General features: G+C 67.4%; 23 protein-coding genes, 1 other RNA gene and 1 pseudogene. 9 read left to right on the top strand and 16 right to left on the bottom strand.

Annotation, left to right across the window (positions count from 1 at the left end; translation table 11 throughout):
* Positions 1-2: 2 nt before the first annotated feature.
* The 5 genes from AB4Z46_RS08765 to dnaX form a co-directional block, all read right to left on the bottom strand.
* A complete protein-coding gene (locus AB4Z46_RS08765) occupies positions 3-854 on the bottom strand; it encodes an ABC transporter ATP-binding protein (protein WP_442283096.1) in 852 nt (283 codons plus the stop codon).
* A gap of 49 nt (positions 855-903) precedes the next feature.
* Positions 904-1,938 (bottom strand): ABC transporter substrate-binding protein, encoded by a 1,035-nt coding sequence (locus AB4Z46_RS08760; protein WP_442283095.1) that lies wholly within the window; start codon positions 1,936-1,938, stop codon positions 904-906.
* Positions 1,939-2,094: 156 nt separating this feature from the next.
* Positions 2,095-2,685, bottom strand: a complete 591-nt coding sequence (recR, locus tag AB4Z46_RS08755; RefSeq protein ID WP_442283094.1) for a recombination mediator RecR — start codon at positions 2,683-2,685, stop codon at positions 2,095-2,097.
* Positions 2,686-2,702: 17 nt separating this feature from the next.
* Entirely contained in the window at positions 2,703-3,035 is a 333-nt protein-coding gene (locus tag AB4Z46_RS08750) for a YbaB/EbfC family nucleoid-associated protein (protein WP_442283093.1), read from the bottom strand.
* A 153-nt stretch (positions 3,036-3,188) separates the two neighbouring features.
* Positions 3,189-5,039: a DNA polymerase III subunit gamma/tau gene (gene dnaX, locus AB4Z46_RS08745; RefSeq protein ID WP_442283092.1), complete on the bottom strand. Its 1,851-nt coding sequence runs from the start codon at positions 5,037-5,039 to the stop codon at positions 3,189-3,191.
* A gap of 113 nt (positions 5,040-5,152) precedes the next feature.
* Here dnaX and AB4Z46_RS08740 point away from each other — a divergent pair, with 113 nt between their 5' ends.
* The 3 genes from AB4Z46_RS08740 to AB4Z46_RS08730 all read left to right on the top strand — a co-directional run bounded on the left by AB4Z46_RS08740 (position 5,153) and on the right by AB4Z46_RS08730 (position 7,091).
* Entirely contained in the window at positions 5,153-6,274 is a 1,122-nt protein-coding gene (locus AB4Z46_RS08740; RefSeq protein ID WP_442283091.1) for a M12 family metallopeptidase, read from the top strand.
* Positions 6,275-6,311: 37 nt separating this feature from the next.
* Positions 6,312-6,408, top strand: an RNA gene (gene ffs / locus AB4Z46_RS08735) — signal recognition particle sRNA small type.
* 116 nt (positions 6,409-6,524) lie between these two features.
* Positions 6,525-7,091: a hypothetical protein gene (locus tag AB4Z46_RS08730; RefSeq protein WP_442283090.1), complete on the top strand. Its 567-nt coding sequence runs from the start codon at positions 6,525-6,527 to the stop codon at positions 7,089-7,091.
* A gap of 60 nt (positions 7,092-7,151) precedes the next feature.
* Here AB4Z46_RS08730 and AB4Z46_RS08725 read toward each other — a convergent pair whose 3' ends face one another.
* Positions 7,152-7,445 (bottom strand): GYD domain-containing protein, encoded by a 294-nt coding sequence (locus AB4Z46_RS08725; RefSeq protein ID WP_442283089.1) that lies wholly within the window; start codon positions 7,443-7,445, stop codon positions 7,152-7,154.
* A gap of 258 nt (positions 7,446-7,703) precedes the next feature.
* Positions 7,704-8,096 carry a hypothetical protein gene (locus AB4Z46_RS08720; protein ID WP_442283088.1) on the bottom strand — a complete coding sequence of 131 codons (393 nt, stop codon included), beginning with the start codon at positions 8,094-8,096 and terminating at the stop codon, positions 7,704-7,706.
* A 67-nt stretch (positions 8,097-8,163) separates the two neighbouring features.
* Between AB4Z46_RS08720 and AB4Z46_RS08715 the strand changes: the two genes are divergently transcribed.
* The gene (locus tag AB4Z46_RS08715; RefSeq protein ID WP_442283087.1) at positions 8,164-8,487 is read left to right on the top strand and encodes a hypothetical protein; all 324 of its coding nucleotides are present in this window, start codon (positions 8,164-8,166) and stop codon (positions 8,485-8,487) included.
* A 10-nt stretch (positions 8,488-8,497) separates the two neighbouring features.
* Here the strand turns inward: AB4Z46_RS08715 and AB4Z46_RS08710 are convergent, their stop codons facing one another.
* Positions 8,498-9,736, bottom strand: coding sequence for a TIGR03862 family flavoprotein (locus AB4Z46_RS08710; protein ID WP_442283086.1), 1,239 nt, complete (start codon positions 9,734-9,736; stop codon positions 8,498-8,500).
* A 129-nt stretch (positions 9,737-9,865) separates the two neighbouring features.
* On the opposite strand from AB4Z46_RS08710, the gene trxA reads away from it, so the two are divergent.
* Entirely contained in the window at positions 9,866-10,198 is a 333-nt protein-coding gene (gene trxA / locus AB4Z46_RS08705; protein ID WP_183023723.1) for a thioredoxin TrxA, read from the top strand.
* A gap of 183 nt (positions 10,199-10,381) precedes the next feature.
* Entirely contained in the window at positions 10,382-11,644 is a 1,263-nt protein-coding gene (rho, locus tag AB4Z46_RS08700) for a transcription termination factor Rho (protein WP_442283085.1), read from the top strand.
* 24 nt (positions 11,645-11,668) lie between these two features.
* Here rho and AB4Z46_RS08695 read toward each other — a convergent pair whose 3' ends face one another.
* Positions 11,669-12,730 carry an oxidoreductase gene (locus AB4Z46_RS08695; protein ID WP_442283084.1) on the bottom strand — a complete coding sequence of 354 codons (1,062 nt, stop codon included), beginning with the start codon at positions 12,728-12,730 and terminating at the stop codon, positions 11,669-11,671.
* Positions 12,731-12,874: 144 nt separating this feature from the next.
* On the opposite strand from AB4Z46_RS08695, the gene AB4Z46_RS08690 reads away from it, so the two are divergent.
* From AB4Z46_RS08690 to AB4Z46_RS08680, 3 genes are all read left to right on the top strand, one after another.
* Positions 12,875-13,144, top strand: a complete 270-nt coding sequence (locus tag AB4Z46_RS08690; RefSeq protein WP_158722485.1) for a type B 50S ribosomal protein L31 — start codon at positions 12,875-12,877, stop codon at positions 13,142-13,144.
* Positions 13,145-13,227: 83 nt separating this feature from the next.
* Positions 13,228-14,967 (top strand): hypothetical protein, encoded by a 1,740-nt coding sequence (locus tag AB4Z46_RS08685; RefSeq protein WP_442283083.1) that lies wholly within the window; start codon positions 13,228-13,230, stop codon positions 14,965-14,967.
* Complete coding sequence (locus AB4Z46_RS08680) at positions 14,960-16,318, top strand: MATE family efflux transporter (RefSeq protein WP_442283082.1); 1,359 nt, start codon at positions 14,960-14,962, stop codon at positions 16,316-16,318. Before AB4Z46_RS08685 ends, AB4Z46_RS08680 begins: the two co-directional genes overlap by 8 nt.
* Here AB4Z46_RS08680 and phoR read toward each other — a convergent pair.
* From phoR to AB4Z46_RS08645, 7 genes and pseudogenes are all read right to left on the bottom strand, one after another.
* Entirely contained in the window at positions 16,302-17,642 is a 1,341-nt protein-coding gene (gene phoR, locus AB4Z46_RS08675; protein ID WP_442283081.1) for a phosphate regulon sensor histidine kinase PhoR, read from the bottom strand. The two genes, AB4Z46_RS08680 and phoR, sit on opposite strands and share 17 nt — an antisense overlap.
* A gap of 56 nt (positions 17,643-17,698) precedes the next feature.
* A complete protein-coding gene (gene phoB / locus AB4Z46_RS08670; protein ID WP_442283080.1) occupies positions 17,699-18,391 on the bottom strand; it encodes a phosphate regulon transcriptional regulator PhoB in 693 nt (230 codons plus the stop codon).
* Positions 18,392-18,407: 16 nt separating this feature from the next.
* A complete protein-coding gene (gene phoU, locus AB4Z46_RS08665) occupies positions 18,408-19,109 on the bottom strand; it encodes a phosphate signaling complex protein PhoU (protein WP_442283079.1) in 702 nt (233 codons plus the stop codon).
* A 10-nt stretch (positions 19,110-19,119) separates the two neighbouring features.
* On the bottom strand, positions 19,120-19,899 hold the full coding sequence (gene pstB, locus AB4Z46_RS08660; protein ID WP_442283078.1) for a phosphate ABC transporter ATP-binding protein PstB: 780 nt from the start codon (positions 19,897-19,899) through the stop codon (positions 19,120-19,122).
* Between the two features lie 5 nt (positions 19,900-19,904).
* Positions 19,905-20,789: a phosphate ABC transporter permease PstA gene (gene pstA / locus AB4Z46_RS08655; protein WP_442283077.1), complete on the bottom strand. Its 885-nt coding sequence runs from the start codon at positions 20,787-20,789 to the stop codon at positions 19,905-19,907.
* Complete coding sequence (pstC, locus tag AB4Z46_RS08650) at positions 20,786-21,814, bottom strand: phosphate ABC transporter permease subunit PstC (protein WP_442283076.1); 1,029 nt, start codon at positions 21,812-21,814, stop codon at positions 20,786-20,788. Before pstC ends, pstA begins: the two co-directional genes overlap by 4 nt.
* Before the next feature lie 119 nt (positions 21,815-21,933).
* Positions 21,934-22,100, bottom strand: a pseudogene (locus AB4Z46_RS08645) (phosphate ABC transporter substrate-binding protein PstS); the annotation flags it as partial.

Genomic DNA, 22,100 nt, shown 5'->3' with positions numbered 1-22,100 from the left:
GTTCAGGCGGCTTTCTTCAATTGCTGCGCATACCCCTTGAGTACCTCGTCGCGCAGCACATTCCAGATCTGCGTATGCAGCTCGACGAAGCGCGGATGCGTGCGAACCTCGGCCACATCGCGCGGCCGCGGCAGGTCGATCCCGAATTCGCCGATCGGGTGGGTCGCGGGCCCGGCGGAAAGCACCACCACGCGATCGCTCATCGCGATCGCCTCATCCAGATCGTGCGTGATGAACAGCACCGCCTTCCGTCCTTGTTGGCCCCCGGGCGCTGCGCGTCCGTCGCTCGGCGCAGCCCACAACTCGAGCACCTCGTTCTCCATCAGTTGCCGTGTCTGGATGTCCAGCGCGCTGAACGGTTCGTCCATCAGGATGATGTCGGGGTCCAGCGCCAGCACCTGGGCCAGCGCGGCGCGCTTGCGCATGCCGCCGGACAGCTGGTGCGGATAGCGGTCGCCGAAGCCGCTCAGGCCGACGCGCGCGAGCCAGTCCTCGGCCTGCGCCCTCGCCTGGGCGTCGGGCAGGCCGCGGTACTGCAGGCCCACCATCACGTTGTCGAGCGCACTGCGCCACGGCATCAGGGCGTCGCTCTGGAACATGTAGCCGGCGCGCGTGTTGATGCCCGACAGCGGCCGGCCGAAGACCCGCACCGTGCCCGACGACGGCTCGAGCAGCCCGGCGCCGACATTGAGCAGGGTCGACTTGCCGCAGCCCGTGGGCCCGACCACCGAGACGAACTCGCCCTCGCCGATGCGCAGCGTGGTGTCGGCCACTGCCGTGTAGCGCTGGCTGCGGTCGTCCTTCGAGCGGAAGGTGCAATGGATGTCGATCAGTTCGAGCGCGTGGTCGGGCATGGGCTTGGAAGAAAAAACCCGGCCGAAGCCGGGTTGCAGGACGCCGCGGTCAGGCTTTGAACCGGTCCTTGGCACGCCGCGCAAAATCGTTGGTATAGAGCTTGGCCAGGTCGATCTTCTCGGCCTTGACCGTGGGGTCGAAACTGGCGATGGCGGTCAGTGCGGTCTTGGGGCCTTCGGCCGGCACCAACCCGTCGATCGCGATCGCCTCGCGCACCTTGTCGAAGGACGCGAGGTACAGCGCGCGGTCGCCCAGCAGGTAGGTCTCGGGCACGGTCTTGATGATGTCGCCCGGCCCGGCCGTCTGCAGCCACTTGAGGCCATGCACGATGGCGTTGGCGAGCGCCTGACAGGTGTTCGGATTCTTCTGGATGAATTCCGCCGAGGCGTAGAGGCAGGCCGCCGGCATCATCCCTCCGAACACCTCCTGCGTGCCCTTTAGCGTGCGGGTGTCGCTGATGATCTTCACGTCGCCCTTCTGCTCGAGCATGGTCATCACGGGATCGGTGTTGCTGATCGCATCGATCTGGCCGGAACGCAGCGCCGTGAGCGCACCGGCCGCGACACCGACGCCGATGAAGCTCACGTCGCTGGCCTTGAGCCCACCGCGGGACAGCACCAGGTTGACCACCATGTTGGTGGAAGAGCCCGGCGCCGAAACGCCGATCTTCTTGCCCTTGAGATCCGCGATGCCGGTGTAGCCCGGCATGTTCTTGGTCGACACGCCGATCGCGATCTGCGGCGCGCGGCCCTGCAGCACGAAGGCCTGGAAGAACTGGTTCTTGGCCTGCAGGTTGATGGTGTGCTCGAAGGCCCCCGAACAGACGTCGGCCGAGCCGCCCACGACAGCCTGCAGCGCTCGCGCGCCGCCGGCGAAATCGGAGATCTCGACATCGAGTCCTTCGGCCTTGAAGTAGCCGAGCTGCTCGGAGATCGTGAGCGGAAGGTAGTAGAACGCCGCCTTGCCGCCGACCGCGATGGAAACCTTGGACTTCTCGAGCTTGGCCTGGCCGTGAACCAGCGGTACGCCGATGGCAGCAGCGCCCAGCGCGGTGGCTGCGGTGAAGGTTCGGCGATTGAGCATGAGTGGGGCCCGCGGGCTCTGTTCGTGTGATTCGAATCGAGCTTAGAGGCACCCCTCTGCCCCTGCATCGGGAACATCCCGTGCGGGTTTTTACGTAATCACGAAGACCACTGGCGGCGCGCGCACCAGATGGCTACGCGGACCGCGAATCCGAGCTCAGCGGCGATCCACGAGCGCATGGGCGATGGTGCCGAGATCGACGTACTCGAGCTCGCTGCCGGCCGGCACGCCGCGCGCGAGCCGGGTCACGGAAAGGCCGCGCTGCTTGAGCGTGTCACCGATCACATGGGCCGTGGCCTCGCCCTCGGCGGTGAAGTTGGTGGCGAGGATCACCTCGCTCACGGTGCCGTCGAGCGCGCGCTCGAACAGCTTCGAGAGCCCGATGTCCTTGGGTCCGATGCCGTCGAGCGGACTCAGCTTGCCCATCAGCACGAAGTAGTAGCCGCGGAACACACCGGTGCGTTCGAGCGCGGCCTGGTCGGCCGGCGTCTCCACCACGCACAGCTTGCTGGCGTCGCGGCGCGCATCCTGGCAGACGCTGCAGATCAGGCCTTCGGTGAAGGTGTTGCAGCGCTCGCAATGCTGCACGTTGCTGGCCGCCTGCTGCAGGGCACGCGCGAGCCTCTGCGCGCCCTCGCGGTCGTGCTGCAGCAAGTGAAACGCCATGCGCGAGGCCGACTTCGCGCCGACGCCGGGCAACCGGCGCAGCGCCTCGACCAAGGCCTCGAGCGAGCTGGAATCCGCCATCGAGGGCTGATGAAAGCTCAGAACGGCAGCTTCATGCCGGGCGGCAGGCCAGGCATGCCGGAAGTCAGCTTGCCCATCTTCTGCTCGCTGGTTTCCTCGGCCTTGCGCACCGCGGCATTGAAGGCCGCTGCCACCAGGTCTTCGAGCATGTCCTTGTCGTCGGCCAGGAGGCTCGGATCGATGGTGATGCGCTTGACGTCGTGCTTGCAGGTCATCACGACCTTCACCAGCCCGGCGCCGGATTCGCCCTCGACCTCGATGGTGGCCAGTTCTTCCTGGGCCTTCTTGAGGTTGTCCTGCATTGCCTGCGCCTGCTTCATGAGGCCGGCCAGTTGTCCTTTGTTGAACATGTGGGTCCTGTCGATCGTTGAAATAAAGAGTTTAGTCAGTTGAGGACAGAGCAAAAACTGCTGCGCAGTATCTTGATCTGTCCCGCGAGGTCTCAGTCAGTCGAGGACAGAGCAAAAACTGCTTCGCAGTTTCTTGGTCTGTCCCGCGAGGTCTCAGGCTGGACGCAGCGTACCCGGGACGATCCTCGCGTCCCAGTCGCGCATCATCGACTGCACCTCGGGGTCGTTGTGGATCGCTTCCTCGGCGATGCGCTGGCGCTCGTCGGCCGCCTGCTTGTTGCGGCGCGCCGGGCTGTCCACCACGGCGCCGATTTCGATGGCGATCTTGACGCCATGGCCCAGCGTCGCCAGCGCACCCTGGAGCTTCTCGCGGCTGCTGGTCTGGTTGAGCGACTCGCGCTCGACGCGCAGCAGCCACTGGTCGACATCGCGGGCCACCAGTTGCGACTGCAACGCGAGTTCGCGCGCCAGGGCGGCAATGGCCTCGGCCGCCACCATCTGCGTCACCGTGGCGTACCAGAAGTCGCCCTCTTCGCTCGGCGGAATCGGTGCCGGGGCGACGGACGGAACGGCAGCCTGGACCTCGCGCGCACCGGGCGGCGGCTGGACGCGCACCGGCATCGCCATCAGCTTCGCGGCCGCAGGCGCCGAGTCGGCGGCGACCGCCGGCCTGGGCGGTGCCGACCCGTTCAGCGCCGGGGCATCGACCACCGACAGCCGCTGGCCCGGCGGCGTGTTTGCGGCCACGGGCGTCATCGCCGCCGGCGCGGGGGCCGGGGCACGTGGCGCTTCCGCGGCGGACGGATGCGCCGCTTCGACAGCAGGGGCGGCCCGGGGCGCATCGGCGACCGGCCGCGCCGGCTCATTCAGAGTTTTTTTTTCCGCGCCCGCCGCAGCGGTGGGCTTGAAGGCCAGCAGGCGCAGCAACACCATCGTGAGCGCCGCGTACTCGTCGGGCGCCAGGCCGAGCTCGCCGCGGCCGTGCAGGCAGAGGCTGTAGAGCAACTGCGTCTCGTCGGCCGGCAGCAGCGCCGCAAGGCGCGCGGTCTCGGCCGCGTCGGGATCGGCGCCGTCGCGCGACTCGGCGCGCGACGGCACGGCCTGCAGCACCGCCATGCCCTGCAGCACGGTGGTCATCTCCTCCAGCGTGGAGGCGGCCGACAAGCCGTCGCGGCGCAAGCCTTCGGAGGTCTCGACCACCGTCTTGCCGTCACCCTGCGCGAGAGCCTCGATCAGCCGGAACACATGGCCGCGGTCGACGCTGCCGAGCATCTGCCGCACCCCGGTCTCCAGCAGCTCGCCATTGCCGAAGGCGATCGCCTGGTCGGTCAGCGACAGCGCATCGCGCATCGAGCCGCGGGCGGCACGCGAAATCAGCCGCAGCGCGAGCGGTTCGGCCGGCACGGCCTCGGTCTGCAGCACCTGCGTCAGGTGCTCGAGCACGGTCTCGGGCGCCATCGGCCGCAGGTTGAACTGCAGGCAGCGCGACAGCACGGTGACCGGTACTTTCTGCGGGTCGGTGGTGGCCAGCACGAACTTGAGGTATTCGGGCGGTTCCTCGAGCGTCTTCAGCATCGCGTTGAACGCGTGGCCCGTGAGCATGTGCACTTCGTCGATCATGAAGACCTTGAAGCGGCCCTGCACCGGCTTGTAGACCGCCTGCTCCAGCAGCGCCTGCACCTCGTCGACGCCGCGGTTGGAGGCCGCATCGAGTTCGGTGTAGTCGACGAAGCGGCCGGCATCGATATCCTTGCACGCCTGGCATATGCCGCACGGCGTGGCCGTGATGCCGCCCTGGCCGTCGGGCCCCTGGCAGTTGAGCGACTTGGCCAGGATGCGCGAGACCGTGGTCTTGCCGACGCCGCGCGTGCCGGTGAACAGGTAGGCGTGATGCAGCCGCTGCGAGGTGAGCGCGTTCTCGAGCGCCTGCACGACATGTTCTTGGCCCACCATCTCGCTGAAGGTTCGGGGACGGTGTTTGCGAGCGAGCACGAGATAGGCCATCGGCGCATTTTAGGTCGACGCGGCGACACGCCCCGCGCAATGGCCTAGGCCGTCTTGCAGATGGATTTCGCGCCCTCCGCGCCTAGCATGAAAAACCCTCCGAGGAGATCGACATGCCCACTGCGACGCGCAAGGCGGCCCGACCGGCCGCAGCCAGCAAATCCAGCCAGCCGGGGGCCCTCGCTCCACGGCGGTATTGCTCGCAGCCGGTGCAGCAAGTTCGCCATTTCGACATCGGCGTCGCCGCCGGCCGCGCCCGTGCCATCATGGCCGCGAGCAAGAAGTGGGTGAACGGCACCCAGCTCACCTACTACTGCTTCAAGCGCGGCGACGGCGTGCCCGCGGCCTGGCAAGGCAGCACGGCGGACATCGGCGTCGTCGACACCTCCTTCGAGGCCTGGGCCAAGCTCGGCATCGGCATCAGCTTCAGGCGCGCGGAAACGCCCGAGGACGCCATGGTGCGCATCGGCTTCGATCCGCAGGACGGTTCCTGGTCCTATGTCGGGCGCGATGTGCTCAACACCAGGTCGCCGCAGGAGCGCACCATGAACTTCGGCTGGGCGTTGACCACCGCCTACGGCCATGACACGGCGCTGCACGAGATCGGCCACACGCTCGGACTCGAGCACGAGCACCAGAACCCGAACGCCGGCATCTCCTGGAACCGCGAGGCGGTGCTCGCCTATTTCAAGGGCCCGCCGAACAGCTGGGACGAGTCGCAGATCGAGTGGAACATCCTGCGCAAGATCCCGCTGTCCGAGGTCAAGGGCACCACCTGGGATCCCGACTCCGTCATGGAATACCAGTTCGACGCCGGACTGATCGTCGCGCCGGAAAAATACAAGGCCGGCCTGCAGCCCAAGGGCGGGCTTTCCTATGCGGACAAGGCGTGGGTCGTGGAGTCGTACCCGGGTGTCAGGGCACCTTCGACGGCCACATTGAAAGTCGGGCTGTCGCAACTGCTCAAGCTGAAGGCCGGAGAGACGCGCACCTTCGATTTCGTCCCGACCCGCACGCGGACCTACAACATCGGCACCTTCGGCACCTCCGACACCGTGCTGGTGCTGTTCGAGGTCACGCCCAACGGCAATGTGCAGATCGCGGGCGCGGACGACAGCGGCACCGACCTCAACGCCAAGGTCAGCATGCGGCTGCAGAAGGGCCGCCGCTACCAGGTCGGCGTGCGCCTCTACTACGCGGACGCAGTGCTCGAAACCTCGCTGATGGTCTGGTGAAAACCCGGGGCTCTCGAGTCGCCTACAATCCTCAGTTGACGGGCCTCCCCGCATGGTGAAGCGGCCAACCGGGTCAGGTGGGGAACCAAGCAGCCCTAACTGCGTAGTCAGTGCCGGGGGTAAGGCTCGTCAACCTCACATCCAGAAGCCTTGAGTTCTCCACAACTCGAGCGCCATCAACCACTTGCAAGCCCTTCCCGCCCCGACCGCGGGAACCGGCATGGCACAGGTTCCCTTCATCTTCCCGCCCATGCAGTTCACGCCGAGCGAATTCGCCGCCGCTGTAGCCAGCGCATCCGATCAACTGAAGGCCGTGCAGGCCGGCCTGAGCACGCTGCGTTGCCCCGAGATCAGGCCGCTTCGCGTGAAGCTCTCCAGCCTCTCGGAGGCGTCCATCAAGGAACTCCTCAAAGACCTGCCGAGCAGCCACGCGAAGGCGGACAAGGATGTCGACTACGTCTATGTGATCCGTGTCGCGGAACCTGCGGCCGACACGGTGTCCTCGCTTCGCAAGGCGCTGACCAAGGCACGGGAGATCGGCGGCGACTACTGCCGGGTCATCGAGCCTTGCCCGGACACGACGACCCTCTACGTCGGGCGCTCGAAGAGCCTCAAGACGCGGCTGCGCCAGCATCTCGGGGCGGGAGGCGCGGGCGTCTACGCCATGCATCTCGAGCGTTGGGCGACCGGCATCGATGCGGATCTGTCGATCTCCTACATGCAGTTCGTGAACCAGCACGATCTGCTGGTGCAAGCCATCGAGGACGGCATTTGGGAATCGCTGCGCCCTGCCTTCGGCCGCAAGGGCGGGAAGTAGCCCGAAAGCAAAGCGACCCCAGGTGTCTCCACATGGGGCCGCGTGACGGAAACCGGAAATCTACGGGAGCTTGGCCAGTATCTTGTCCATCTCCTGGCTCGAATACGCGCGCATCGAGGCGATGCGGACATTCCCCTGGCTGGCCGTCGCGATGCTGAACGCCGCCAATGCGAGTTCGTCCTCTGCCTCGAGCACGCAGACGAGGTCGTACTTGCCCATGGTCCAGAACAGTTCCCGCATGGTGACTCCGCTCTTTTTTGCAGCTTCCTTGGCGGCAGCGGCCCGTTTGGTCGTGTCCTTGACCGATTGAATGCCCTTGTCGGTGAAGCTCATCAAGCCAACGTAGGTGATCATGTCACCCTCCTTCGAGCTGAAAGTAGGCGGGCCGTGCCAGCTGCCTCGAACCGACGCGGCCGCCTGCCGTCGATCCAGATCACGACCAGTGAATTGACCTGCGCGTCACGGGCGCGAACCTCGCACAGTGCGGCGAGGCGTTTCACCGAGAGGTGATCCGGCGCATGCTACGCGCTTCGCCGGCACTGGCAAGGCTGGCCTGATGGGCGGGAAGCGCGATGTCCACCGGGCATGGCGCCCTCCGGGGACCGCATCGCGTCATCCGGCGCGCTGCACCTCGGCAGCAATGACCTCGAGTTCGTCCAGGATCGCCCAGCCCTCGCCCGCCTCGCCCTCGAGGCTCTCGGTCAACAGCTCGGCCGCGAACTCCATCTGCATCGGCGTGAACCAATGGGCCACCATGCCCAGGAGCTGGCTCGCATTGCGCGGCGGATGGCCAGCGGCCGTCTCGGCCAGATGCACGGCGCGGATCAGATTGATCTGCGGATAGCTCAGGGCTTGTTCGCCGCAAGTGCCCAGATAGGCGGTCATTGCGCGGGCGGCCCGTTTGCAGGCGGAACGCGTGTCGGCGCCGAGGGCTTCGGCCTGCGCATCCGCGCGGCGACCACTCGCCAGGATGTCTGCGGCAGAGGTCATGTTGTTCGGGGTCATGCTGTGATGGAGGTGGGCCAATCGGGGTCCGCAGGCGATCCAGGCTGGTGAGCAAGTCCTGCGGCACATGACGCCGAGCTTCGACGATCTCGCTGAAGGCAGCCTTAAACGAAAGTATCACCCCCATTCGCGAATTACTGTATTTTTATACAGTCATTTTGCTAGAATGGACCGCCTCCAACAACAAGACAAAGGCGAGACCATGCCCCCCTTCAACCCTTCCTTGAATGTTGGCCGGGTGCTGCCTTTGCGGCCTGCGCCGCGCCTGGCGGCGCGCTCCTCCTGGCCCTTTCGGGTGGCCCGCGAACAGGCCCCGGCTCCTCCGATCAGGGCGCAGGCGGCGCGGGTCATCGCAACCACCGCCCGGCACTGGAAGGTCCGGGAAAACTGAATTCCGAGCGCTACTTCAAGCGCTCCAGCACGCCGCGCGCGGCCGCCGCGCCGCTCGCCATCGAGGCGGTCAGCAGATAGCCGCCGGTCGGCGCTTCCCAGTCGAGCATCTCGCCTGCAAAGAACACGCCCGGCAGCGCGGCACCCATGAGCTTGTCATCGAGCGCATCGAAGCGCACGCCGCCGCCGGTGCTGATGGCTTCATCGAGCGGCCTCGGCGCCAGCAGCCTGAGCGGCACCGCCTTGATGGTTTCGGCGAGCTTGTCGGGCGACTGCATTTCTTCGCGCGTGAGCACTTCATGCAGCACGCCGGCCTTGATGCCCTCGAGGCCGAGCCGGCTCTTCAGGTGACTGGCCAGCGAACGCGCGCCGCGGGGATGCAGCACCGCGGCGCGCACCTGTTCGGCGCTGCGGTCGGGCAGCAGGTCGAGCATCAGGAGGGCGCTGCCGCGCTCGGCGATCTCGTCGCGCAACAAGGCCGCAGCCGCATAGATCAGGCTGCCTTCGATGCCGGTGGCGGTCGCCACGAACTCGCCCTTGCGCGCGAAGCGCCGACCCTGGGCGTCGCTGACCGTGATCGCCACCGACTTGAAGGGCATGCCGGCAAAGCGCTCCGCGAAATACGGGGTCCAGCCGAGGTCGAAGCCGCAGTTGGCCGGCACCAGCGGCGCGACCGCCACGCCGCGTCCGGCCACCCACGGCACCCAGGCGCCATCGGATCCCAGCCGCGACCAGCTCGCGCCGCCGAGTGCCAGCACCACGGCATCGTGGGAGGCAACGACCTCGGCGTCGGGCGCGGCGAAGCGCAGCGTGGTGGCCGGCATCGCCGCATCGGGCCAGCCCAGCCAGCGGTGACGCATGTGGAACCGCACGCCGGCCTGCCGCAGCCGATGCAGCCAGGCACGCAGCAGCGGCGCGGCCTTCATGTCCTTCGGGAACACGCGCCCCGACGTGCCCACGAAGGTCTCGATGCCGAGTCCATGCGCCCACGCGCGCAATTGATCGGGGCCGAACGCTCGCAGCAGGGGCTCGAGCGCGGCGCGCTGCGGGCCGAAGCGGCCGACAAAGAGGTCGTAGGGCTCCGAGTGCGTGAGGTTGAGGCCACCGCGGCCGGCCAGAAGGAACTTGCGTCCGACCGAGGGCATGGTGTCGTAGAGATGCACCTCGATGCCCGCGCCGCCGAGCACCTCGGCGGCCATCAATCCGGCGGGGCCGCCACCGACCACCGCGACTTTCTTTTCTTGATTCATGCGCCAAGTGTCACCGCTTTGGCTATCGGCGCCATAGCTTGCGCGCCGACCACGGCATCACTTGGTTTCTGTCACAATGACCCGCACTTTAGCTGCACCGAAACTCTCCGCGCAGAAGGACACACCCCCATGGCCAGCGACCTCATCAAACACATCTCCGACTCTTCTTTCGAAGCCGACGTGCTCAAGTCCGGCAAGCCTGTTCTGGTCGACTACTGGGCCGAATGGTGCGGTCCCTGCAAGATGATCGCGCCGATCCTCGACGAGGTCTCCAGCACCTATGAAGGCAAGCTGCAGATCGCCAAGATGAACGTCGACGAGAACCGCGACATCCCGGCCAAGTTCGGCATCCGCGGCATCCCCACCCTGATGCTGTTCAAGGACGGCCAGTTGGCCGCCACCAAGGTCGGCGCCATGAGCAAGGCGCAGCTCACGGCGTTCATCGATCAGCAGCTCGCCTGACGTCCCCGGGGCCGCCCGCGCGCAATGCGCCGGCGGCCTGCTTTTTTCCTGTCATAATCTCCCACAGATCACCGGCCCTTCCAGGGACCCGGTTCGAGTTCCCCGGTTTGTGAGGCATCTCTCGCCTCTCCTCAAACCTCCCCCTCCTGGTTCCAGACTGATTTCCCCACACGGGGTCATTCCATGCACTTAAACGAACTCAAGGCACTCCACGTGTCCGAAGTCTTCAAGCAGGCTGAAGCGCTTGAAATCGAAAACATCGGCCGTATGCGCAAGCAGGAGTTGATGTTCGCAATCATCAAGAAGCGGGCCAAGGCCGGCGAGCAGGTGTTCGCCGACGGCGTGCTCGAGATCCTGCCCGACGGCTTCGGCTTCCTGCGCAGCCCGGACACCAGCTTCACGGCGAGTACGGACGACATCTACATCTCGCCCAGCCAGGTCCGGCGCTTCAACCTGCACACCGGCGACATGATCGAAGGCGAAGTGCGCACGCCGAAAGACGGCGAGCGCTACTTCGCGCTGACCAAGCTCGACAAGGTCAACGACGGCGCCCCCGAGGCCAACAAGCACAAGGTCATGTTCGAGAACCTGACGCCGCTGTTCCCCAAGGAGCAGATGCGTCTCGAGCGCGAGATCAAGGGCGAGGAAAACCTGACCGGCCGGATCATCGACATCATCGCCCCGATCGGCAAGGGCCAGCGTGCCCTGCTGGTGGCGCCGCCCAAGAGCGGCAAGACGGTGATGATGCAGCACATCGCGCATGCGATCAGCGCCAACTACCCCGACGTCCACATGATGGTGCTGCTGGTCGACGAGCGGCCCGAAGAAGTGACCGAAATGCAGCGCACCGTGAAGGGCGAGGTCATTGCCTCGACCTTCGACGAGCCTGCCGCGCGCCACGTGCACGTCGCCGAAATGGTCATCGAGCGCGCCAAGCGCCTGGTCGAACTCAAGAAGGACGTGGTGATCCTGCTCGACTCGATCACCCGCCTGGCCCGCGCCTACAACAACGTCGTGCCCTCCTCGGGCAAGGTGCTGACCGGCGGCGTCGACTCCAACGCGCTGCAGCGCCCGAAGCGCTTCCTCGGCGCCGCACGCAACGTGGAAGAAGGCGGCTCGCTGACCATCATCGGCACCGCGCTGATCGACACCGGCAGCCGCATGGACGAAGTGATCTTCGAAGAGTTCAAGGGCACCGGCAACTCCGAAATCCACCTCGACCGCCGTCTCTACGAGAAGCGCGTGTTCCCCTCGATCCAGCTCAACCGCAGCGGCACGCGCCGCGAAGAGTTGCTGCTGCCGCCCGAGATCCTGCAGAAGACGCGCATCCTTCGCCAGCTCATGTACAACATGGACGAGATCGAGGCGATGGAGCTGATGCTCAAGAACATGAAGGCGACCAAGACCAATGTCGAGTTCTTCGACATGATGCGTCGCGGGGGCTGATCGCCTTCTCGCGCTGACGGCTTGTCAGCGCGCCGCCAGGGCCCGGCCTTCCGCCGCGCTCTGGCGCCCCAGGTCGAGCAGTTCCATCAGCTCGACCGCCTGCTCCGGCGTCACCGGATTCGGGCCCTTTCCCAGGATCGCATCGCGCACCGCCGCGTAGTAGCCGACATAGTTACCCGCCTGCGTGGGCCGCTTCTGCGTTGCCGCCCGGCCCTCGATCCCCACCAGCGTGAGTTCGCCTTCGACCGGGTCGACGCCCCACCCCGCTTCGCCGGGCCGGCCGCCGGCGCGCAGCGCATCCTCCTGCGGGTCGACGCCGCGCTTGAGGTAGCTGCCGCGCGTGCCGTGCACGATGTAGCGCGGGGCCGGAAAGGCCGCCAGCGTGGTCGCGTGCAGAACCACGCGCAAGGGGGCGTGCCCGCCGCTTTCGTAGCGCAGGACGGCATGGAAATAGTCTTCGACCAGCGCGCGCTCGCGCAAGGCGGCGATGTCGAGTTGAAGCGTGTCGGGCCGGCCGAAGAGCTGCACCGCCTGGTCGAGCAGGTGCGAGCCGAGGTCGACCCAGAGGCCCGCGCCGGGCACCGGCTGTTCGCGCCAGCGCTCGCGCACCTGCGGCCGGAAGCGGTCGAAATGCGATTCGAAATACACCGGGCGACCGAGTTCGCCGCGTGCCAGCAGGTCGCGCAGGCTCAGGAAGTCGGAGTCGAAGCGACGATTCTGGTAGACCGACAGCAGCCGGCCCTTGCGCTCGGCCAGAGCGGCCAGTTCGCGCGCCTGGGCCGCATCGAGCGTGAAAGGCTTGTCGACCACCACGTGCTTGCCGGCTTCCAGCGCCTGCCTGGCCAGCGGATGATGCTGGGCATTGGGCGCGGCGATGACGATCAGGTCGATGTCGCTTCGGCGCAACAAGCCGCCGACGTCGGGGACCACGTCCACGCCGGGCCAATCGGCATGGACCTTGTGCGGCTGCGAACTCGCGACGGCGCCGAGCTCCAGCCCGGGGACCGCCGACAGCACGGGTGCGTGGAAGGTCTGGCCGGCGAATCCGTAGCCGACCAGGCCGGCGCGCAAGTTGGAGAACGGCATGGTGAGGGAGCCTCTGGCGCGGAAAACATCCAGTATGCGATAATTGCGGGCTTAGCGAAAAGTGCTGCGCGGCCTCCTGCCGCGGCTTGACGGCCCCAGGCCAACGACACCCAGTGGCTCTCGCATCGACTCAAAGGAAAGATCATGGCTAAAGAAGGCATTCACCCCAACTACCGCGAAGTTCTGTTCGTCGACCTGTCGAACGGCTTCAAGTTCGTGACCCGTTCGTGCGCGAACACCAAGGAGATGGGCAAGACCGACGACGGTCGCGAACTGCCTCTCTTCAAGCTCGACACCTCGAGCGAGTCGCACCCCTTCTACACCGGCACGCAAAAGTCGGTCGACAACATGGGTGGCCGCGTCGAGAAGTTCCGCAACCGCTTCGGCAAGACCACCGGCGCCGCCTCCAAGTAAGGAGGGCGCTTCCGCGTCGAGGGCAGCCCGGTTTACCGCGCTGCCCTTTTTTTCTTTAGCCCCGCACGCTCCACGCCCCACCCTTGAACCAGCCGACGCCAGCGATCGTTGCCCAGAGCGCCGTGCGCCGCCTGCCGCGGATCGCGCTGCTGCTGCTGTGCGCGGCCTACCTGATGCCGGGACTGGTGGGCCGGGGGCCGTGGAAGAGCGCCGACATCGCGGCCTTCGGCTTCATGGCCGAACTCGCGAAGGGCACCGGAGGCCTCGCGCGCTGGCTGGACCCGATGCTGCTCGGCCTCCGGCCCGAGACACCGGCGCTGCTGCCCTACTGGATCGGCGCCTGGGCCATCAAGATCGCACCGGCCTGGCTCAGCCCCGACCTGGCGGTGCGCATCGCCTTCGCACTGCTGCTCTGGGGTGCTTTCAGCGCCACCTGGTATGCCGCCTACTACCTGGCGCGCACACCGCGCGCGCAGCCGGTGGCCTTCGCCTTCGGCGGCGAGGCACGGCCGACCGACTATGCGCGCGCCATCGCCGATGGCGCCGTGCTGGCCCTGATCGCCTCGCTGGGGCTGGCGCAACTCGGTCACGAGACCACGCCCGCGCTGGCCCAACTGTTCTTCGCCTCCCATCTCTTCTACGGCGTCGCGGCCCTGCCCTATCACCGGATCGGCGCCTTCATCGCGCTGCTGATCGGCAGCTGCGGGATGGCGCTGTCCGGGGGGCCGACGGTCGGCCTGGGACTGGGCCTCGGCTGTGTCCTGGTCCTTGCCGCGGAGCGCAGGCGCAGCAGCGCCGACGAGACTTCCGAATCCGAACCGACCTACAGCGTCGGCGCGATCGCAGCGGTGCTGGCCGCCACGTTGTTGGCGGCGGCGCTTGCGGCCGCGCTCGGGCTCTTCCAGTGGAAGATCGCGTTGCCGGGCGGCGATCCCAACGGCCGCGTGCTCTCCGAGGTGCGCAGCCAGGCCAAGTTGCTGCTGTGGTTCACCTGGCCGACCTGGCCGCTGGCCGTCTGGACCCTCTGGCGCTGGCGCCGGCAACTGACGGCACGCCACGTCGCGCTGCCGCTGTGGTTCGCGCTGATGCCGCTGCTCGCCACCTGGACCACCGACTTCTCCGAGCGCTCGCTGCTGCTCGCGCTGCCCGCCCTCGCGACGCTGGCCGCCTTCGCGCTGCCGACCTTGCGGCGCAGCGTGGCGGCGCTGATCGACTGGTTCACGCTCCTGTTCTTCAGCGGCTCGGCCATCATCATCTGGGTGATCTGGGTGGCGATGCAGACCGGTGTGCCGGCCAAGCCCGCGGCCAATGTCGCCAAGCTGGCACCGGGCTTCGTGCCGCATTTCTCTGTCGTCGCCTTCATCTTCGCCGTCGCCGCGACGCTCGCCTGGGCCTGGCTGGTCCGCTGGCGCACCGGACGCCATCGCGCCGCGCTCTGGAAGACCCTGGTGCTGCCGGCCGGCGGTGCCGCGCTGTGCTGGATGCTGCTGATGACGCTGTGGCTGCCGCTGCTCGACTACGCGCGCAGCTACGTGCCCCAGGTGCGGGCGATCGCGGAGAAGGTCGGCCAGACCGAGTGCATTTCCGAGCTCGCGCTCAATCGGCCGCACATCGCGGCGCTGCGCTACCACGGCGGCTTCAAGCTCCGCTCGCTCGGCACCGACGCGCCCTGCCCCTGGCTGCTCGTCAGCCCCGAGGCGATCGCCCGCCTGCACGACATCGTGAACCTCGACGGTTGGCGCCTGATCGGCACGCTGCGGCGACCGACCAGCCCGAGCGACGACCTGCTGCTCTACCAACGGATCGTCCCGGCCGGTGGCTAGCGAACCGCCGGTGGCCAGCGAACGGCGGGTGATCGCACGCCACGCGGCGACGGTGCTGGTCGGCCAGCTCGCGGTGATGGCCTTCGGCGTGACCGACACGATCGTCGCCGGCCGCTATGCCGAAGGCGCACTGGCGGCGCTGTCGGTCGGCTCCGCGATCTTCATCAGCGTCTTCGTCTCGCTGATGGGCGCGCTGCAGGCGCTGCTGCCGATCTGGGCCGAGCTCCACGGCGCCGGCCGTACGCACGAGGTCGGCCGTTCGGTCCGGCAGTCGCTCTACCTCTGTGCGATCACGATCGCGATCGGCATGGCGGTGCTGCTGTTCCCGGCACCGCTGCTGCGCTGGACCGAAGTGCCGCCTGCGATGCGCGACGACGTCGAGGCCTACCTGCAGGTGCTCGCCTTCGCGCTGGCGCCGGCCCTTCTGTTCCGGCTCTTCAGCACCCTCAACCAGGGCCTGGGCAAGCCCCAGCTCGTGACCTGGCTGCAGCTGGGCTCGCTGGGCGTGAAGCTGCCGCTGTCGATCTGGTTCACCTTCGGCGGCGCCGGAATGCCGGCCATGGGGCTGGTGGGCTGCGGCTGGGCCACGCTGGTGGTCAACTACACGATGCTCGGCGCCGCCATCTGGCTGCTGCGCAGCGATCCCTTCTACACGGGCTACCGCTTCTGGCAGCGGATCGAAGCGCCCGACTGGCGGCAGATCCGCCTGTTCGCGCGTCTCGGCGTGCCGGCCGGACTGTCGGTGCTGGTGGAGGTGACCTCGTTCACGCTGATGGCGCTGTTCATCGCGCGGCTGGGAACCGCGGCCTCGGCCGCGCACCAGATCGCTTCCAATCTCACGGCGGTGGCCTACATGATGCCGCTGTCGCTCGCCATCGCGACCAGCGCGCGGGTCAGCTTCTGGCTCGGCGCCGGCGACGCCGCGCTCGCGCGGCGCGCCTGCCGCAGGGGCTTCGAACTGACCGTGTTCTTCGCGTTGCTGTTCGCGGCCGCGATGGCCACGCTGCGCTGGCAGCTCGCGGACATCTATTCGGCCAACCCGGCGGTGGTGGCGCTCGGCGCGACACTGCTGCTGGCCACCGCGGTCTATCACTTCGCCGATGCATTGCAGACGCTGTGCGTCTTCGTCCTGCGCTGCTATCGCGTCACCGTGCTGCCGCTGGTCCTCTATTGCACGCTGCTGTGGGGCGTGGGGCTCGGCGGCAGCTACCTGCTGGCCTATCGCGGCATCGGCCCCTGGACCGCGATGCAGTCGCCGCTGGCCTTTTGGCTGATGGGGGCGCTGGCGCTGGCCCTCACCGCCGGCCTGTTCATCGCGCTGCTGGCGGCCACGCTCAGGCGACGACGCTGATCGGCGAAGCCTGCCGCAGGCGCGTCACCGGAAACACGAGCGCAAAACGAGAGCCCTTGCCGACCGTGCTCTCGATGCGCAACTCGGCACCGTGGCGCTGCGCGATGTGCTTCACGATCGCCAGGCCGAGGCCGGTGCCGCCGGTCTCGCGCGAGCGGCTGCGGTCGATGCGGTAGAAGCGCTCGGTCAGGCGCGGCAGGTGCTCCGCGGCGATGCCGGGGCCGCTGTCGCGCACCGCGTATTCGCCTCGGCCGTCGGGCAGCAGGCGCCAGGTCACCTCGATGTCGCCGCCACCGGGCGTGTAGCGGATGGCGTTGCTCACGAGATTGGACATTGCGCTCTGCAGCTCGGTCGGTCCGCCGGCGATCTCGGAGTCGGCCTCGATCGTGAACGACAACTGGTGACCCTGCGAGGACAGCCGGCTCGACAGCCCCTTGCCCTCGTCCTCGCACTGCGCCATCAGGGCCCGCACGCGGGTCCAGCGATGGGCCGGCGGGGCCGCGCTGCCCTCCAGCCGCGACAGGGTCAGCAGGTCGTTGACCAGCGTCTCCATGCGGTGCGACTGCTGGCCCATGAGCGCCAGATAGCGGGCCCGCTCCTCGGCATCGAGCGGCAGGTTCTGCAAGGTCTCGACGAAGCCCGCCAGCACCGTGAGCGGGGTGCGGATCTCGTGCGAGACGTTGGCGACGAAGTCACGCCGCATGGCCTCGGCCTGCTCGAGCGAGGTGATGTCGCGCGTCAGCAGCATGCGGCGGTTGCCGGCGTAGGGATGCACCTGCACCGACAGCCGCGCGGGATGGCCGCGATGCTGAGAGGCCTGCGCCGGGGCATCGATCACGACGTCGCGGCTGTAGTTCCAGGAGGCCAGGTAGGCCACGAAGGCCGGGTCGCGCACCAGGTTGGCCAGGTGCTGGAGCAGGTCGCGCTCGGCGTCGATGCCGAACTGGCCGGCGGCGGTCTGGTTGCACCATTCGATGCGCCCCTGCTCGTCGAGCAGCACGACGCCGTTCGGCGAGGCCTGGATGGCGGCGAGGAACTCCTGCAGCCGGTCCTCTGCCTGGCGGGTCTGCTGCTCGCGCTCGCGCAGCAGCTTGCGGATGCGCTCGGACAGTTCGCCCCAGACCCCGGGCCCGCGCGACGGCAGCCCGGCGACGTCCTTGCGCAGCACGTTCAGCAGCCGTTGGGCGCGCCAGGCGTCGAGCAGCAGCCACAGCAGCGCGCCAAGCCAGGCACCGAGCCAGGCATGGTGCCAGCCCAGCAGCGCCGCGGCCGCGCCGCCGCCGAGGGCGGAAGCCGTGAGGAAGGTGGCGATACGAAACGGCATGCCGAACGATTATCCCGCCCGGTCGCAGCCGACCGGGCATCTGGCGCGTTGGACTTTCAGACCGTGGCCTGGGCAGTGAGCCGGTAGCCCGCGCCGCGCACGGTCTCGACCATCGGCGCGGCTGCACCGAGCGACTCGCGCAGGCGCTTGACGTGCACGTCGACCGTGCGCTCCTCGATGTAGACGTGGTCGCCCCACACCTTGTCGAGCAGCTGGGCGCGGCTGTGGACGCGCTCGGCGTGCTGCATCAGGAAGCCCAGAAGCTTGAACTCGGTCGGCCCGACCTTCAGCGGCGCCCCTTGCCAGGTGACACGATGGGTGGCGGTGTCGAGCGCCAGCTCGCCGATCTCCACCCGTTCGGCCACTGCTTCAGGTGCCCGGCGGCGCAGCACGGCACGGATGCGCGCCAGCATCTCCTGAGTGGAAAAGGGCTTGGTGATGTAGTCGTCGGCGCCGGCATCGAGCCCGGCCACCTTGTCGGGCTCGTCGCCGCGCGCGGTCAGCATCAGGATCGGGATGGCCTTGGTGCGCGGGTCCTTGCGCCATTGGCGCGCCAGTTGCAGGCCGCTCTGGCCCGGCAGCATCCAGTCGAGCAGCACCAGGTCGGGCAGAAAGGCATCGATCTCACGCTGCGCCGCCGCGCCGTCCTCGGCCCAGATCGGCTCGAAGCCGTTGTGGCGCAGGTTGACGGCGATCAGCTCGGCGATCGAGGACTCGTCTTCGACGATCAGGATCCTAGGTTTCTTCATGAATTGCAGGCGGACTTCATTGCAGTGCCGACTCGATCTCCTGCATCGAAGTGTGCCGCACATCGGCCCCCTTGACGATGTAGATGATGAACTCGGCGATGTTCTTGGCGTGATCGCCGATGCGCTCGATGGCCTTGGCGAGGAACAGCAGGTCCAGGCTGGCGGAGATCTTGCGCGGGTCTTCCATCATGTAGGTGACCAGCTTGCGCACGAAGCCATCGAACTCCTTGTCGATCAGGTCGTCGTCCTTGAGGATCGACAGCGCCGCCGCGGTGTCCAGCCGCGCGAAGGCGTCGAGCGCCTTGCGCAGCAGGCCCGAGGCCAGGTCGGCGGCGATGCGCAGCTCGGACGAGGGCAGCGCGCGGGCCGACCCGCTCTCGATGATCGACTTGACCATGCGCGCGATCTTGTTCGCCTCGTCGCCCACGCGCTCGAGGTTGGCGGTGGTCTTGGAGATCGCGATCAGCAGGCGCAAGTCGCGCGCGGTCGGCTGGCGGCGGGCGATGATCGACGACAGCTCGCGGTCGATCTCGATTTCCATCGCGTTGACGCGGTGCTCGGTCTCGGCGACGCGCTCGGCCGCCTCGGCATCGAACTCCTGCAGCGCGTAGACCGCCTGGTGGATCTGGGCCTCGACCATGCCGCCGAGCTCCATCACGCGCGAGGACACGGTGTTGAGTTCGCTGTCGAACTGGCTGGAAAGATGCTTTTCGGTCATTTCTGTCCCCTTAGCCGAATCGGCCGGTGATGTAGTCCTCGGTCTCCTTGCGCTTCGGCTTGAAGAACAGGTCCTCGGTCGCGCCGAACTCGATCAGGTCGCCCAGGTACATGTAGGCGGTGTAGTCGCTGCAGCGCGCCGCCTGCTGCATGTTGTGGGTCACGATGACCACGGTGTACTCGCTTTTGAGCTCGGCGATCAACTCCTCGATTTTCGCCGTGGAGATCGGGTCGAGTGCCGAGCAGGGTTCATCGAGCAAGAGCACTTCCGGCTTGATCGCGATGCCGCGCGCGATGCACAGGCGCTGCTGCTGGCCGCCCGAGAGCCCGGAGCCGCTTTGCTGGAGCTTGTCGCGCACCTCCGTCCAGAGCGCGGCCTTCTTGAGCGCCCATTCGACCCGGTCGTCCATCTCGGAGGCGCTCAGGTTCTCGAACAGCTTCACGCCGAAGGCGATGTTGTCGTAGATCGACATCGGGAACGGCGTCGGCTTCTGGAACACCATGCCGACCTTGGCGCGGATCAGCGCCACGTCCTGCTTGGAGGTCAGCAGGTTCTCGCCGTCGAGGGCGATCGTGCCCTCGGCGCGCTGCTCCGGGTAGAGCTCGAACATGCGGTTGAAGGTGCGCAGCAGGGTCGACTTTCCGCAGCCCGACGGACCGATGAAGGCCGTCACCTTGTTCTCGGGAATCTCGAGGTTGATGCCCTTGAGCGCGTGGAACTTGCCGTAGTAGAAGTTCAGGTCCTTGACCGAGATCTTCGAGCGCGTCGGCTGGGCGAGAGTGGTTGGCATGATGTTCAGAGTTTGTTGCGCGTGAGGATCCGCGCGAGGATGTTGAGCGCCAGCACCGCGACCGTGATCAGGAACACGCCGGCCCAGGCCAGCTGCTGCCAGTTCTCGTACGGGCTCATCGCGAACTTGAAGATGGTCACCGGCAGGCTGGCCATCGGCTGCGTCACGTCGGAGGTCCAGAACTGGTTGCTGAGCGCGGTGAAGAGCAGCGGCGCGGTTTCCCCCGCGATGCGGGCCACCGCCAGCAGCACGCCCGTGACCACCCCGGCGCGCGCGGCGCGCAGCGTGATGCTCAGGATCACCTTCCACTTCGGCGTGCCCAGCGCGTAGGCCGCTTCGCGCAGGCCCGGCGGCACCAGCTGCAGCATGTTCTCGGTGGTGCGGATCACCACCGGGATCACGATCAGCGCCAGCGCCAGCGCGCCGGCCAGGCCTGAGAAGGACTTGAAGTAGGCCACCACCACCGCATACACGAACAGGCCGATCACGATCGAGGGCGCCGACAGCAGGATGTCGTTGACGAAGCGCACGAGGGTCGACAGCCAGCCCTTGGGGTTGTATTCGGCCAGGTAGATGCCGGCCATGATGCCGATCGGCGTGCCGACGAAGGTGGCCATGAGCACCATCACCAGCGAGCCGAAGATCGCGTTGGCGATGCCACCGGCCTCGTTCGGCGGCGGCGTCATCTCGGTCAGGGTGCTGAGCGCCAGGCCGCCGACGCCCAGGCGCAGCGTTTCCCAGAGGATCCAGACCAGCCAGAAGACGCCGAAGGCCATCGCGGCCAGCGAGAGCGTCAATGCGATGAAGTTGAGCCGCTTGCGACCGGCGAAGCGCGCCGCGCGCGTCTCGTCCAGCGTCTTGGCGTTCAGGAGGCGTTCCGCGGTGGTCATGACTTGGTGCCCTCGCTCTTCTTCATGCGCTGCAGCAGCAGCTTGGACAGCGACAGCACCACGAAGGTGATGAAGAACAGCACCAGGCCGAGGTACATCAGCGAGGCCTGGTGCAGGCCGGCGCCGGCTTCGGCGAATTCGTTGGCCAGCACCGAGGTGATGCTGTTGGCCGGCTCGAAGACCGACAGCGAATTGAGCTGGTTGGTGTTGCCGATCACGAAGGTGACGGCCATCGTCTCGCCCAGTGCGCGGCCCAGGCCGAGCATGATGCCGCCGATGACGCCGGCCTTGGTGTAGGGCAGCACGACCTTGGAAACCACTTCCCAGGTGGTGGAGCCGAGCCCGTAGGCCGACTCCTTGAGCAGCGGCGGCGTGACCTCGAACACGTCGCGCATCACCGAGGCGATGAACGGAATGATCATGATCGCCAGGATGATGCCGGCCGACAGGATGCCGATGCCCACGGGCGGGCCCGCCACCAGCGCACCCAGGTAGGGCACGCCCTCGAACAGCTTCTGCAGCGGCTGCTGCACGTAGGTCGAGAGGATCGGACCGAACACCAGCAGGCCCCACATGCCGTAGACGATCGACGGCACCGCGGCCAGCAGTTCGATCGCGGTGCCGAGCGGCCGCTTGAGCCAGGCCGGCGACATCTCGGTGAGGAACAGCGCGATGCCGAAGCTCACGGGCACCGCGATCAGCAGCGCAATCAGCGAGGTGGCCAGCGTGCCGTAGATCATCACCAGGCCGCCGTACTCGTCCTTGACCGGATCCCAGACGCTGCTGGTCAGGAAACCGAGGCCGAACTTGGAAATGGCGGGCCAGGCGCCGACCAGCAGCGACAGCAGGATGCCGATCAGCATCGCGAGCGTCAGCAGCGCGGCACCCTTGGCGGCCCAGCCGAACAGGCGATCGGTGGTGGGGCCGCTGCGCGGCTGCTTGGCCGGGGGCGGGCCGGCTTGGGCGCGGGCGCGCTCGGCCGGGCGGTCGAGCGTGGTGGCGCTGGCAGGGAATGTGGATGACACGTGTCGCTCCGAATCCGGCGCGCGATCAAGCGGTGTGCTCACCAGGCGGCCTCCGCGCCGAAGCGCTTCGGTGTTCGCCTTGGGTCTGCCCAGCGGCTCATGTGCGCGCCGAGGGGTGTTTACTTGATCGCGACGGGCTTGCCCGAAGCGTCCTTGATCTCACCCCAGGCGGTGGCGATCGCGCCCTTCACCTTGTCGGGCATCGGCACGTAGTCGAGGTCGCCGGCGGTCTTGTCGCCGTTCTTGTAGGCCCAGTCGAAGAACTTGAGCGTGGTCGTGGCCTGCA

Origin of the sequence: Variovorax sp. M-6 (assembly GCF_052114385.1) — a bacterium.
In the GTDB taxonomy this organism is placed as follows: domain Bacteria; phylum Pseudomonadota; class Gammaproteobacteria; order Burkholderiales; family Burkholderiaceae_C; genus Variovorax.
This window is presented reverse-complemented; position numbering and strand designations above follow the sequence as displayed.